Origin of the sequence: Celerinatantimonas diazotrophica (genome assembly GCF_004339545.1) — a bacterium.
Classification (GTDB): domain Bacteria; phylum Pseudomonadota; class Gammaproteobacteria; order Enterobacterales; family Celerinatantimonadaceae; genus Celerinatantimonas; species Celerinatantimonas diazotrophica.
This window is the reverse complement of record NZ_SMGD01000011.1, coordinates 522,043-536,734: the sequence shown is the minus strand read 5'-3', so window position 1 is coordinate 536,734 and position 14,692 is coordinate 522,043. Positions and strand designations below refer to the sequence as shown.

At 40.8% G+C, this 14,692-nt stretch carries 12 protein-coding genes and 1 CRISPR repeat array; of the genes, 8 read left to right on the top strand and 4 right to left on the bottom strand.

Annotated elements, in window-relative coordinates:
* Positions 1–32: 32 nt before the first annotated feature.
* Together EV690_RS05545 and EV690_RS05540 are read right to left on the bottom strand one after the other, a co-directional pair.
* Entirely contained in the window at positions 33–1,019 is a 987-nt protein-coding gene (locus EV690_RS05545) for a substrate-binding domain-containing protein (RefSeq protein ID WP_131911911.1), read from the bottom strand.
* A 643-nt stretch (positions 1,020–1,662) separates the two neighbouring features.
* Positions 1,663–2,061 carry a VOC family protein gene (locus EV690_RS05540; protein WP_131911910.1) on the bottom strand — a complete coding sequence of 133 codons (399 nt, stop codon included), beginning with the start codon at positions 2,059–2,061 and terminating at the stop codon, positions 1,663–1,665.
* Between the two features lie 317 nt (positions 2,062–2,378).
* A CRISPR array of direct repeats spans positions 2,379–2,706; the repeat unit is 28 nt; unit sequence GTTCACTGCCGCATAGGCAGCTTAGAAA.
* 952 nt (positions 2,707–3,658) lie between these two features.
* Between EV690_RS05540 and EV690_RS05535 the strand changes: the two genes are divergently transcribed.
* From EV690_RS05535 to EV690_RS05505, 7 genes are read left to right on the top strand one after another with little or no spacing between them, the layout of a single operon-like run.
* A complete protein-coding gene (locus EV690_RS05535; RefSeq protein ID WP_131911909.1) occupies positions 3,659–5,233 on the top strand; it encodes a PTS transporter subunit EIIC in 1,575 nt (524 codons plus the stop codon).
* 37 nt (positions 5,234–5,270) lie between these two features.
* Positions 5,271–7,040, top strand: a complete 1,770-nt coding sequence (locus EV690_RS05530) for a sulfatase (RefSeq protein ID WP_131911908.1) — start codon at positions 5,271–5,273, stop codon at positions 7,038–7,040.
* Complete coding sequence (locus EV690_RS05525; RefSeq protein ID WP_131911907.1) at positions 7,040–7,882, top strand: aldose epimerase family protein; 843 nt, start codon at positions 7,040–7,042, stop codon at positions 7,880–7,882. The genes EV690_RS05530 and EV690_RS05525 overlap by 1 nt, the downstream gene beginning before the upstream one ends.
* A 56-nt stretch (positions 7,883–7,938) precedes the next feature.
* Positions 7,939–8,787 (top strand): MurR/RpiR family transcriptional regulator, encoded by an 849-nt coding sequence (locus tag EV690_RS05520; RefSeq protein WP_131911906.1) that lies wholly within the window; start codon positions 7,939–7,941, stop codon positions 8,785–8,787.
* A 1-nt stretch (position 8,788) separates the two neighbouring features.
* Complete coding sequence (locus tag EV690_RS05515) at positions 8,789–9,133, top strand: YidH family protein (protein WP_131911905.1); 345 nt, start codon at positions 8,789–8,791, stop codon at positions 9,131–9,133.
* 4 nt (positions 9,134–9,137) lie between these two features.
* A complete protein-coding gene (locus EV690_RS05510; RefSeq protein ID WP_131911904.1) occupies positions 9,138–9,464 on the top strand; it encodes a DUF202 domain-containing protein in 327 nt (108 codons plus the stop codon).
* 14 nt (positions 9,465–9,478) lie between these two features.
* A complete protein-coding gene (locus EV690_RS05505; RefSeq protein WP_131911903.1) occupies positions 9,479–10,792 on the top strand; it encodes an anaerobic sulfatase maturase in 1,314 nt (437 codons plus the stop codon).
* Between the two features lie 771 nt (positions 10,793–11,563).
* On the opposite strand, the gene EV690_RS05500 is transcribed toward EV690_RS05505, so the two are convergent.
* Positions 11,564–11,998, bottom strand: coding sequence for a carboxymuconolactone decarboxylase family protein (locus EV690_RS05500; RefSeq protein ID WP_396022832.1), 435 nt, complete (start codon positions 11,996–11,998; stop codon positions 11,564–11,566).
* A gap of 137 nt (positions 11,999–12,135) precedes the next feature.
* Here EV690_RS05500 and EV690_RS05495 point away from each other — a divergent pair, with 137 nt between their 5' ends.
* The gene (locus EV690_RS05495) at positions 12,136–12,966 is read left to right on the top strand and encodes a helix-turn-helix domain-containing protein (protein ID WP_165872665.1); all 831 of its coding nucleotides are present in this window, start codon (positions 12,136–12,138) and stop codon (positions 12,964–12,966) included.
* Between the two features lie 485 nt (positions 12,967–13,451).
* Here the strand turns inward: EV690_RS05495 and EV690_RS18600 are convergent, their stop codons facing one another.
* Positions 13,452–13,745 carry a TetR/AcrR family transcriptional regulator gene (locus tag EV690_RS18600; protein ID WP_317986175.1) on the bottom strand — a complete coding sequence of 98 codons (294 nt, stop codon included), beginning with the start codon at positions 13,743–13,745 and terminating at the stop codon, positions 13,452–13,454.
* Positions 13,746–14,692 lie beyond the last annotated feature (947 nt).

The window sequence follows — 14,692 nt, the reverse complement described above, 5'->3', positions numbered from 1 at the left end:
CTTTCATCCCCTCCGAGGAGGGGATCTGGAAATTAAAAGCCAAGGGTTTTTGCATTCTTTTTGGTAACTACGAGTGTTTTATCAAAGCGGATCACGTGATCTTTGCGGTCAATGGTGGCTTTTCCTAATCCTTTAATCGTGAGGCCATCCGTCACTTTTTTATGTTGAATCAACATGTTTGCCACAGTGACCGCGGCATAGCCGGCGTCTTTTGGATCCCATAAAAATACTTTTTTAATATCGCCTCGAGCCAGATACGGTGCCGCCTGGGCTGGAATGGCGATCCCAACCACCGATACTTTTTTAGCTGCGTGTTTGCGGGCTACGGCTTGGCCAGCACCGATGGGGCCCAATGAACCATAGCCAATCACACCTTTGAAATCAGGGTAGGTTTTCATCAAGTCCAGAGTGGCGTTATAGGATTTTTGAATACTTTCAGCCACAGGAAGGCGACTGGTGACCTCATGCATTTGGGGATATTTTTGTTTTTGATACTTAATTGAGATGTTGGCCCATGTGTTATGCAGAGGAACGGTGAGAGAACCAACATAGATAGCGTATCCCCCTTTTTTATGCATTGATTTAGCCAGGGCATCCATATTTTCCTGAGCATATTTCTGGTTGTCGATGGTTTCAATATCCCAGTTGCCTAGGCCGCTACCAGGCGCTTCGTTGGTAATTACCACAATCCCTGCATCTCTGGCTTTTTTGAGAACTGGCTGTAGCACTTTGGCGTCATTAGGGACAACGACGATACCATCTACTTTTTTAGCGATAAGATCTTCAATGATTTTCACCTGCTGCGCTGGGTCTGGGGTGGAGGCACCAACCGAGTAGGCATGAATATTTAAATCTTTAGCGGCTTGGTCGACGCCAACATCCATCCGCTTAAACCAAGGAATGCCTGTTACTTTTTCAACGACTGCAATGTTTGTTTGAGCGATAGACCCGGCCGAAAAGAGTACGGTCAGGGCTAATAGGTTAAATTTTACTAATTTATTGATACTGACAGAGTTCATATCCTTATCCTCACAAAGCTCTGCTGGATAAAAGGGGCTTTGTTTATCTGTTATGAATTAGTTGTGTTGTAGGGTACCTGACGACAGTTTAAGCAAGGTACGCATCGCTCACCTTTGTACTGAAAGCATGAGCTTGTAGGGAAGTATGCAATTTTGCAGATTGTTTACTATTCATCCGATATGGAAATGTGATATGGGTTCTTTTTATGTTAAATTTTGGTTAAAAAATATTAAAAATATAGTTATGTATATGAACGTAGTTATTTAACTACGATTTTAAAGATATATAATCAGATTTAATAGCAAATATATAACATAATTTTAACAAATAAAGGTCATTAATTCTGAGGGAAGCATTTTTTATCGCTCAATCGCTCTTAATTTCACCATAAAATGTGAAGCAGATATCATAATTTATAGTAACTTATTTGTTATTAATTATATTTTTAACAATTTTTTATCAAATGGTGTGGCTGTTATAGCATTAGTCTTCTGGGGCGTTAAAAAATGATAGGTTAGAGTCGTCAAGACGATTGTTGAGAAGTCCCATGTTATGTATGGAAGATAGCGGCAACGACACAAAGTCGCGAAGCTGTCTATCTTGATATTAAAAAATCCAAGTATGAGAGTATGAAGTGCGCTTTTATAAAGTCCATTCTCTATTTTGCAGAACAACTCGATACCCATCAATGTCCATAAATGTTTTACCTACGACATCCCAATAATCGTTATAAGCAGGCACTAGGGTAAATCCAGCGGTCTGCATTTGCTGACAACACTGTTGCCAAACATCTTGTTCAGGGATATAGAAAACTAGCAAATTATCCTGAGTCGGCGCAGACCCCACCGTGGTTCCATTATGATGAGTGAACTCTAGATGATAGTTATGTCCATCATGCCCAATAATCGAACCATCAAAGCCATTGTGATCGGTAAATGAGCCCAATAATTTAAAACCGAGCCCAGTGATATACATTTCGGTGATTTTGGCTAAGTTGTCGGTTGGGCGAGCGACTCTTAGCTTTGATGATTTAGGAACCATTTTATTATCCAAGACACTGTATAAATAGAAAACTTTACACTCGGTATGGGAAAGGCCATTGGGAGCGTTCACTACATAATTCTGCCATAATGTTTAGGATTCTTATAGTGAGTTGCTCTACTTACATCGACCGATTATTAACACAATGGTATTTATGAAATAGTTAAGCTAGCAACCCAAGTTTAACCCCTTTATTTTTGGCTATTGAAAAAATCCAATAAAAACAATTAATTATTGTATACCCTTGTTAATAAGGGTCAAGAGGGTTTCTCGGGGTAAGTTCTTGTTAAAAAGAATTTTTATGCTATCTTTTTCTAGTTCACTGCCGCATAGGCAGCTTAGAAAGCTTTAGACATGTTGACTTTTATGTCTACCACGTTCACTGCCGCATAGGCAGCTTAGAAAGTCGTATGGGTACTCGCAGCGCTGTACGCAATGTTCACTGCCGCATAGGCAGCTTAGAAAAATCATCAGAAACGACCTCGAAGTTATCAACTGTTCACTGCCGCATAGGCAGCTTAGAAAATTGCAAAGAAGTCGCTAGTTGTTTAGAAAAAGTTCACTGCCGCATAGGCAGCTTAGAAAACTACGATAAAGTGTTGCCATTATTTATATTCGTTCACTGCCGCATAGGCAGCTTAGGCGACGCAGGACCGAAACGGAGTTTCGCAGCCTAAGGAGGTGAGGTCATGAGACCTGAGTGAGCCCGCTCTAGGGAAGGATTGTTTGCTAGTATGTTGAAATAAGCAGACTCCCGGCATTCGCTGCGCTTCTGACCGGGCTACGGGGCTTAGGCGACATAACTTCGATATAGCACCGAAACGGAGTTTCGCAGCCTAAGGAGATGAGGTCATGGATGACTGATGTGAGCCCGCTCCAGGGAAGGATTGTTCGCTCGTATGCTGAAATAAGCAGAACTCCCGGCATTCGCTGCGCTGCTGACCGAGCTACGGGCTTAGGCGACATAACTTCGATATAGCACCGAAACGGAGTTTTGCAGCCAGATGAGGTCATGAGACCTGAGTGAGGCCGCTCTAGGGAAGGATTGTTCGCTCATATGCTGCAAATAAGCAGACTCCCGGCTTGTGTTGCTGACCGTTACACATAGGCAGCTTAATATCAATAATCGAGGTGAGTGACCGAATTTCTGAATTTGTTTTTATAGAGTAATCATACGCCTGTATATCACTGCCATAATGTCTGAAGGTGACCTAAGGTGGGGCGGACACGCGTACTTTATTGGTGATAATTCTTATAAGAATGGTATTGCTCTTGGGGCAAAATAGTTCCTCTCAACCAAACACATTCATCTTCGCTGTTTTTGGCCCGTATACATTTTCCGCTTTATAAGTTGATAAAACACGCGCGAAATGTACGCATGGCAACATGACCTATCGTGTTACCCGTACCTCAACGCATTTTATGCACTCTTCTACACTTATTCTTGGCTATTTGATTTGACTTAGTTAACACATCAGACGATGTGTTAGAAATTAAAATGTAGCGAAGATCACTTTTTTATAAAAATAATGTAGTGTTTGCTACATTCGTTCATATAATGCTCTCTAGAACAATATAATGGAGCAAAGGCCCTACTATGAAAAAATTCAAGCTGTTTTCTAGAGCACAGAACTTAGGAAAAGCATTTATGCTACCGATAGCAGTTCTGCCTGCTGCTGGTCTCCTTTTAGGGATTGGTGGCGTATTCTCCAACCCACACACTGTACATATGTATCCAGTACTGGATGTTCCTTTCTTGCAATCTCTGTTTATTTTAATGAGAAGTGCAGGTCAGATTGTTTTTGCTAATTTGTCTTTACTCTTTTGTGTTGGTGTGGCGGTAGGTCTGGCTAAATCAGATAAAGGTACGGCTGGTCTTGCATCGGTATTGGCATTCTTGATTATGAATGTGACTATCAACGCAATGCTTACCATCAATGGAACGTTAGCCTCTACAAACCTGAAAGAAGTAGGTCAAGCAATGGTTTTGGGGATTCAGACCTTGCAAACCGGGGTACTCGGTGGGATCTTGTGCGGCTTACTTGTGGCCGTTGTGCATGGCAGGTACTACAAAGTAGAACTGCATTCTTTGTTAGCCTTTTTTAGCGGTTCTCGCTTTGTCCCTATTGTTGCATCTTTTGCTTCTATCTTTTTGGGTGTTCTACTTTATTTTTGTTGGCCATTTATCCAATCAGGTATTTCTGGTTTAGGCGTATTAGTTGAAAAAACCGGGTATGCAGGAACGTTCGCATTTGGCGTAATATTAAAATTATTATTACCGCTAGGGCTACATCATATTTTCTATATGCCATTTTGGTATACAAGTGTTGGTGGTGAGGCGGTTGTTAATGGGCATTTAGTTCAGGGCACTCAGAATATATTCTTTGCGCAACTTGCAGATCCAAATACTGTTAAGTATTACGAGGGGGTTTCTCGGTTCATGTCTGGGCGCTTTGCTGATTTTATGTTCGGATTGCCGGGCGCCGCATTAGCGATGTATCACTGTGTGAAGCCGGAAAACCGTAAAAAAGTGGCTGGTATCTTGTTATCTGCAGCTGTAACGTCTTTTGTCACAGGTATTACAGAGCCTCTTGAGTTTCTTTTCTTGTTTACGGCTCCGATTTTGTATGTATTTCATGTGATTGGGGTCGGTCTTGCGTTCATGTTGTGCAATATATTCAATATCACCGTAGGTATGACATTCTCTGGTGGCGTCATTGACTTTACTCTCTTTGGTATTTTGCAAGGTAATGCTAAAACCAACTATTTGATGATGTTCCCGGTAGGGGCGTTTATGTTTACCTATTACTATATTGGCTTCCGAGTCTTAATTACGTGGAAAGATTTAAAAACTCCAGGCCGTGGTGATGACTATGAATCCGATGTTCAAGATGATGCGCAAGATGCAGGAAGTGACACACCTAAATTGGGTACCGATGACAAAATAAAAGGGATTATAGATGCCTTTGGTGGTCGAGATAATATTATCGATTTAGATTGTTGCGCGACTCGGTTAAGAGTGAACGTCAAAGATATGAGTAGTGTAGAAGATAAGGCGTTTAAACGATATGGAGCTATCGCGTCTGTGATTAAAAGTGATGGTATTCAGGTTATATTTGGGCCTCAAGTGACGGTGATTAAAAACCAACTTGATGAATATATGAATCGCTAATACAACAAAATAAGTTAATGATTATATAGGTTAAAAAATGAAAGCAGTAGTTCTCATGTTTGATACATTAACACGCCATCATTTATCAACGTATGGTGGAGATGCGATTACACCTAATTTTGAACGCCTTGCGCAAAAAACTGTTCAGTTTAATAAGTTTTTTGTCGGTAGTATGCCTTGCATGCCGGCAAGAAGAGATATGCATACAGGGCGTTACAATTTTCTCCATAGAAGTTGGGGGCCTATTGAACCATTTGATTTCTCAATGCCTGAATATTTATCAAAAAATAAAATTCATACGCATTTAGTAACGGATCATAAACATTATTGGCGCGATGGTGGCGCCACTTATCATACGCGTTATACCACTTTTGAATTTGTGCGTGGTCAAGAAGGTGATGCCTGGAAAGGGCATGTTGAAAAGCCAGATGTTGTTTACGATGCGGAAGGGCAGGAAGAGCAAGCCGTGGTGGAGCGACGCAAAAAGCGTATAGCTCAAGATATGATCAACCGTGATTATATGAAAACGGAAGTCGAGCATACCCTTAATCGAACGATCGAAAAGGGGCTTGAATTTATAAGGAAGAATTTAGAGCAAGACAATTGGTTTTTACAATTAGAATGTTTTGATCCCCACGAGCCGTTTTTTGTTCCAGAAAAATATTTGCAGATGTATGGATGTACGCAATCAGATTTTAATGGCTGGATGTATTATAACGCGAATACAGATTCACATGAAAAACAAGAGCTGATAAAGAAATTCTACAAGGCATTAGTCACTATGTGTGACAGCTATTTGGGTAAGGTGCTCGATCTGTTCGATGAACATCAGCTCTGGGATGACACCATGCTGATGGTCTGTACTGATCACGGGTTTTTGTTAGGTGAGCATGATTGGTGGGGTAAAAATATCATGCCTTTGTATGAAGAAGTTGCTCATACGCCATTCTTTTATTGGGATCCACGTTTGCAGATGCAAGGTGTCGAAACGGACCTGTTAGGTCAGCTTATTGACGTACCGGCAACTTTATTGGATTTCTTTGGCTATGATTTGCCCCCGCATATGCATGGCCGTCCTTTATATTCGGCATTACGAGATAAAAAGCCTATCCGCACGCATGCTTTATTTGGGTATTTTGGCGCGCATTTAAATATTACTGATGGGCAATATGTTTATATGCGAGCGCCCAAAGAAAGAACGAATTCTCAGTATGAATATACGTTAATGCCAACCGCAATTGATAGTCGGTTCAAAATGGAACAGCTGAAACAGACAACATTATGCGAAGGTTTTTCGTTTACTGATTATGCACCTCTAATGAAAATACCGACGGCGGTAAATTACACTAATTCTTATCGATTTGGTGACAAACTGTTCGATATTGAAGCCGATAAAATGCAAACTAATCCATTAGATGATAGCAAATTAGAAGTATTGCTCTTAACGAAGATTAAACAGCTATTGATTGATAATGAAGCGCCAAGCGAGTTATATCAACGCTATATGCTGGATGATATTTCAGAACAATCTCTTAGACGTGAAAAACAAGATTATTATGAATATCAATTTTCTTCTTATAAAGATTATAAGCTTAGCCATCATTGTGTTGCCGAAGGGTTAGAGGTTCTGAGTCACATTAGCGAGCATCCAGAGCAAGACCGCAAAGCTTTAATGGCGTTACTAGACAGCAGTAACGAAAGCGTCATTACTCCTGAGCAGGTGTATGGTTTTGCGAGAACACTCTACCAAGGAGAGCTTCTTAAAAAGTCTATATATCAGCTCAATCTTGCCATGAGATATAATTGATGGCAGAAAGTTACTCTATTGAAAATGATTACTTGTCTGTTGAGGTAAAGCCGTTGGGCGCAGAAATTGTGTCCATCTGGTGTAAACAGCATTGTGTAGAACAGATGTGGCAGGGAAACGAGTGGCAAGGTCGGGCGCCTATTTTATTTCCGAACGTTGGGAATATGTCTCAAGGTGCATATGAGGTCGCAGGGCAAACGTATCAATTGCCAAGGCATGGATTCGCTAGGAATAGCTATTTTGAGTTAAGAGAACATCGCTCAGATAGTATTACTCTGGGGCTTAGCGATGACAGTGTTACTTGGCAGAATTATCCGTATCATTTTAATTTGTTAGTCACTTATCGTTTAGAGCATGAGACGGTTCAGGTGACGTTTAATGTGACTAACCCCCAGGCCGAGGATTTATTATTTTCGTTGGGGTTTCATCCGGCATTTGCGATAGGCAGTCATGCGACGGTGAGGTTCGAGCGTGCACCCCATGGTTATTATTATGGCGATAGTGGGACTGTGGATTTCGAAAAACAGGCCCTTATCCCTATGAATGGTGAACTTAAATTAGAATCAATCGATTTTAATAGGGGAGCAATATACTTAAGGAATGTTCAAAAACAGAAGATTACGTTGAGAAGTCCATGCAGACAACTGGCTCTCTCGATACCTGATGTCCCTTATATAGTGATTTGGAAAAAACCAGGGGCCGATTTTATATGTATTGAGCCTTGCTTTGGGATCACGACCCCTTCTCATGAGGTTATTCTACCGTTGGAGCAGAAGCCTGGCATTATTACTCTGAGCTCAAAGAAAGCGTTTATAGCTCAGTACAATATCACCACAATGTAGCAACTGCTACATTGTGGTGATATAATTGAATTTATTTATACAAATGTTATTAGCTTATGTCTCCAGCTCCGCTACTACTCAAACTAAGAAATGCACGTTTTTCCATGACTAAAGCGGAATCTTTGATTGTGGATAAGATTATTGAGGACCCCAGTTATTTCGTTCATGCCTCTGCACGTGAGTGTTCAACAGTGATTGGGGTAAGTGATGCTTCGGTTATTCGTTTTTGTCAAAAATATTGTGGGCTTAGTTTTCAAGATTTTAAAGAAACACTACATCGAGAACTGATTGAATCTTCACAAGTAGAGCGTCGTTCTATCTCCCCGGATATCTATATTGAAGACAAACTAGATGTCATGATTGATAAAGTTGAATCGATTATTAATTATAGTGTTCGAGATACGAAAGCTTTATTAAATATAGACGTTTTACAGTTAGCAATCACTGCCTTAGAAGCAGCATCACGGTTATTTTTTATTGGTCTTGGAGGCTCTGGGTTATCGGCGATCGAGGCTGGTTATAAATTCAATCGTATTGGTTTTGATGCGAATAGCTTTAATGAGAAACATACGATGTACTATAAAGTTCAATATAGTAAGCCCGATGATCTGGTTGTCGTGATCTCACATTCAGGGGAGACTGAAGATTTGATTAAAGCGACAAAAACGGCACAACAAAATGGCTCGACTATTCTTGCAATTACACAAAATCCGCAATCTTCAATTGGTAAACTAGCGCAAATTGTACTGCAAAACAGTTCAGAAGGTGAATTGTACCAAGGAGATTCGATTGGCACTCGTATCTCACAAATGTATTTACTTGATGTTTTATATACAGAAGCATTAAAACACTGCTTTGATCAGGTGAAATCATCGAAAATTAATATTAGGAGTAAGATTAATTGATATGAGTTGGAAAAAAGATGGAATAGATCCTGATTATCGTTTTTCATTAGCGAATGAACGGACTTACCTTGCATGGATTCGCACTGCTATTGCTATTTTAGCGGGTGCTATTGCGATTGACCAATTGTCGGTCAATCTTGGAACGCCAATGTTGAGGATTATATTATCAGTTATCTTATGTGGTTTTTCTGCTATTGTTGCGGGTTGGGCTTATATTCGTTGGAGCCAGAATGAATTCGCCATGCGAGCTGAGAAACCACTGAGTTATCCTTGGATTATGAAGGTTATCAGCTTATTATTTGGCGGTATTTCCTTCATGATAATGCTGGTTATTGTTGTTGGGTGATCTTATGGAAACGCCTGGTCTTCAGTATGAACGTACACTATTATCTTGGTGGCGAACACTGTTATCCACAGTGGTGATTGTTGCGGCAATTAGTCGTGTTGGCTTAGTATCCTCAAATGTTTTTTTAGTTATATCTGCAATAGCTTTACTATTTGGTACAGTTTTTATGAGTATTATGACAACGATTGAACTCAGTCGTAATATTAAAAATTCAATGAGTTTAATTTATGGTCCTTTCGCCTTTAATAAAAAGATACTAAGTTCAATATTAATTTTATCTGCTGTATTTTATATCTTTTATTTAATCAATAAATTGTTCTTAATATACTAAGATTGGGGTTAATTATGGATGCCGTTCAACAGTGCGTTATCATGAGTAAGCCGAGTAGTTCTAAATGTAATTTAGACTGCAGTTATTGCTTTTATCTAGAAAAAGAAAAACTTTACCCTGATCAAAGTCGATGGCAAATGTCAGATGAAACTTTAGAAAGATATATATACCAATATATTGAAGCACAAAGTGGCGTCGATGTGCAATTTGCATGGCAAGGTGGCGAACCTACTTTAATGGGAGTTGACTTTTTTAGGAAAGTTGTAAAGTTATGTGAAAAATACGGTGCAGGTAAATGTATTTCTCATGCGTTTCAAACCAACGGTGTATTAATTAATGAAGAATGGTGCGAGTTTTTCATTGAAAATAAGTTTTTAATTGGTTTGTCTATTGATGGCCCTCAAAAGTTTCATGATCATTATCGAGTAAACCGTGCCCAACGTGGTAGCTTTGATAAAGTTATGGCTGCGGTTGATTTATTTAAAAAATATAATGTGGAATTTACTACATTAACGGTAATCAGTGATGTCAACGCTGAACATGGGGTGGAGGTATACCGTTTTCTGAAGGAAATAGGGTCAACATATATGCAGTTCATACCATTGGTAGAACGTGCAGCAAGAGAAGATCCCAAAGATGGTTTAATGTTAGTTACGCCGGATAGAGTCGAAGCCGATGTCACTTCTTGGTCTGTATCACCGCTTCAATATGGGCATTTTCTGACCTCTATTTTTGATGAATGGGTAACCCGAGATGTGGGGAAAGTGTTTGTCCAAACGTTTGATAATACAATTTCTTCTTGGTGTGGTGAACACCCAGGAATCTGTATATTTTCAGAAACATGTGGTCATTCTTTTGCGCTAGAAGCAAATGGTGATCTATACAACTGTGACCATTTTGTTTATCCCGAGCATAAGCTTGGGAATATCCATGATATTCCTATTAAAGAAATGAATAATAGTCAACAGGCAATAGAATTTGGACAGAATAAGAAGGACTTACTCACGTTAGATTGTAAAAATTGTGCATTTTTATTTGCTTGTAATGGCGGATGTCCTAAGCATCGTTTTAATGTTTCGCCATCGGGACATCCTCGGCACAACTATTTTTGTGAAGGTTATAAACATTATTTCAACCATGTTGCTGAAACGATGGATAAAATACGTGAGCTAGTTTTTAATCGATATCCTATTAACGATATAATGATATTAAAAGGGATGAACTTGGTGAAAAGCTCTTCGAAAAAGAACACCTTTAAACCGGTAGGTAGAAATGAGCCATGTCCATGTGGTAGTGGCAAGAAATATAAAAAATGTTGTATGGATTAATGGTAAGAAATGATTGATACCGGCATGGAACGAGAAGAATCGAATGGAAGCCGACGCTTTAAATTTGCTCAGTCAACATTGCAGTTACGGAATGGCCCATTGAGTTTAACGACCGTAAAAAGAATAGCTCTAGAGTAAAGGTCGATGTGGATATCCGATGGGGCGGGATAGAGAACGTTTTTTGACTCAAAGAGCTCTGTTTGATGCTCTCTTCTGGATAGACAGTTTGGATATCGAAACAGTTAAAAACTATTCGCGTTGACCGCATTAAAAAACTCGTCATGGTTGAGTACTTGCTTATTGAGAAAGACCATCCAATGTCACTGGAATATTGTTATTACATCAGCTCAAAATCACTAACCGTCTGGGTCATTGGGGTTTGATGTCAACATGCTTGAAGATGCCTAACCCCCCAACAGTCTTGTGGCCCCCCAAGACGTTGCCTCATGAATCCTTGCTTCTTAAAGAAGTTTTAACCGCAAATACCCGAAGTGATAAAAATGAACATTTGTGTATTCGCTTTGATGCAGGTTCTGCGATAAGCAATGTTGCCGGGATTAAAATTTCCATTTTCATGTTCTTCCCTCTTGGGGTGTATGACGTTATAAAAAATAGTTTTCAACAGCTAGATAGTCGCGTTCAATGGAAAATATTCTAAGCATCTATGACTCAATAAAGTGCCTGATATTGGCTAAAAACGGTGTTTAAAAACATATTAAAAGCACGCCGCTCAACAATACAAAGGGGCTGGTATAAGCCCCCTTGTGGCTGTTATTTAAATTGGCCGGGTGTATAGCTGCCGACATCGGCGCCTAAGCCGATAGCAAAGCGGTTCCAGCTGTTGATGGTATTGATGGCGAGAGTCAGAACAGTTATTTGTTCCTCGGAAAAGTGCGCTCGGATCTCATCGTATGTCGACGCAGCAACAGGTGCGGTAGCTACCGAGGTCAGAGCTTCAGCCCATGCCAGAGCAGCGCGTTCTGGTCGGTTAAAAAAAGGTGTTTCGCGCCAAGCGCTAAGTGTAAACAACCGCTGAGAGGATTCGTCGGCGGCCATTGCATCTTGTGTGTACATATCCAGACAATAGGCACAGCCGTTCATCTGGGAAACTCTGATTTTAACCAGCTCCAGTAATTGCTGCGATACTCCCTCTGGCTTGGTACTCTGAGTGCGAATAAACTTTTCTATATTGAGCATGGTCTGCATGGCATCGGGAGATGCTTGGTAATAGTTGAGACGAAAGGTCACGGTATACTCCTGTTGACTAGAAAACGGATTCAGGATATTCGTTGTGACTGATGGTGAATTGTAAAATTGCGACATCTGCTGGGAGTTCAGGAACAATGGAAAGATTACCGGTTATTCAGGCAGGTCGTTTTACTTGCAGCCGGTCATCACTCCGACTTCGCCCGTTTATTCAGTGTATCTGGCAGCTAGCGGGTGATTTCAGATCCAGCCATGACGCTTTCGAACTGATGCACCCAGAAGGGGGTTGGGGATTTATATTTAATCTGACAGAGGCCTCCGTCATGCTGAACGGATTACCGTATCGCTCTGCGGTGTTGGTCTCGGGTCCCGGTTTGCAGAGTGTGAAATTTGCTGTACACGGCAAGGCCGATCTTGTCGGGATACGCTTTGTCAGGGGAATGGCTGCCGGGATATCAGGGCAATCAATGAGTGCGCTGGTGGGGTTTTATGGGGCAGAAAGTGATTCCGAGCTGCGGTTAGGAACCTGTCAGATTGCACAGCAACTTGCGCTAACGACAGATAGTTGTGAACGGGTCGCGTTGCTGGAAACATGGGCTGAAGCGTTGTTCTATCGGGCATCTTGTCCGGACGCCAGATTGGTGGAGAAACTGAGAGTGCTTGAGCAGAACCAGTACTTATGCTCTGTTAATGCAGTTGCCAAATGGTCCGCCTTGGGGAGCCGGCAACTGGAACGTTATTTTCGGCAGTGGGTTGGACTGACTCCCAAACAGTTCATCCGATTGCAACGCATTCGCACGGTTCGGCGCATGCTCAATCATCGCCAGCCGACCACTGAAAGGCTGACAGATATCGCTTATGCATCAGGATATTATGATCAGGCCCATTTTAATCGTGACTTCAGGCAGATGGTTGGGATGACACCTGGGGAATATCTGTGTCGGGCTTGTGAGCGAAATGCTCGCTGAGTTTATGCCGTCCGATGGTGTTTTTACATTATGACAGCCTTCATTGTGCACGATTTCTTAGTCTCTAGAGAGTCAATTATATCGTTACTATCATGTTGTACTATAAGGAACATCGTTTGGCCCTTTGAGCGACGATTTGGAGCGAGCTTAATTGTACCTTTAGTTACTTTTTGTGAGGAATGGGCTTCGTAGTGTTTGCTTTTAGCGATAGGTGTTAATTTGTCGCGCTAAGATGTTGGACTGTGCTGTGCTATAGCAGTTGATTTGTTCCTCTGTTCTATCTCTTCAGAAAATTGTTTTCACAAAGCTAGTGACCACTGTTAATGCTAAATCTTCAACGAATTTTATGGTTTCTTGGCCGGAGTAGGGGAGTAATTCGCTGATAAAAGGTCTGATATTCATTTTGTTTTCGGCCTTGGCTGCGCTGAACTCTTGGTTATCGCGGTATAAAGCTGAGGTATCCGCCAATGCCTTATGACCCCGATTCATGACATTCTGAGTGGATAAATGAGCCAGTCGTGGCATGGAGCCTTGCCAGAGGAGGGCGTGTTTGCCACTCGTTGCAACAGAATAGAGGCCTTATTGGGAAAATATTGATAGAGGGAGCCGACACTCATTCCTGCTCTTTCGGCCACGCTTGTACTCGTAAAACGGTTGGTTCCTTCTTGCGTTAAAATATGAATCGAGGCTTCTAATATCGCAGCAACCAGCACTTTTTGGGGTTCTGCTGTTTTGGCTTTTCTTCTGAATAAATCATTAGTTATTTTTTTATGCACCACGATATATCTGCATGCAAATATGAATGCCTCTCAGAATTAGGACGTAGCGTTTAATTCAGGTATAAGAATGATAAGAGGCGTTCCAAGCGCTGAACAACGGTTGTCGTAAAGTGATAAAGGCAATGGTGATTTGTTTAACTACTTCGATTTTGACCTCTTCCGCGGGTAATTTTCATAGCTCATGAACACTTCTTTATTGACTCATTTAGGTAACTCAAAACTGTTTAGTACATCAGTGGCGATTCATAATTATTATATGAATGAGTTTGTCCAGCTATTAATTGAGCCTCATCACACCGAGAAGAGGTTGATTATAAATATTATTGAATTAGGAAACACCATAGAGTCTAATTATTCTTTAATTTTCAAGGGCATTCAATCTGCACCAATAGCATATTCATCATCATTTTCCATGCTCGAGCTCACATTAAAAAAGATACTGGAAAATAGTGTCGTTTTTGTGAGTTCAATGGCAATACTTAGCGAGTTCTCTTGAACTGGTATTGAATCGAAGTATATTCGCCATAAGTGCAAACGTTTGCGATAACGTTTTCATTTATGGTTAATGTGAATCAGTGAAAAATATTTTATGAAACATGAAATTGATCTGAAAGGCTTGGTATCAGTCTTGTGATTCCTTTCATTCTGGATGGCTACGTTGATTTTCCAGTTATCAAACGCATAAGTCTATGGTTGGTCAGTGTTGATGACGTTAAAAGGCTACTTCTTCAGATAAGCAGGTGAATACCTATTTGATGTGGAGGGGCCATGTAAAGTCTTTCGTACGCTGAAAGCAGGAACTTCAGTGGGATTGTTGTATCCATCTCATGGTTGATTAAGTTTTGGGGATCAGGAAGGAGCGCCGAAAAAACGCTACTACGACAAGTATGTTCGGCCTGCTGGATTAATTAATAATAAGGCTAGATTCGAAGTCATTCTAGCCACCC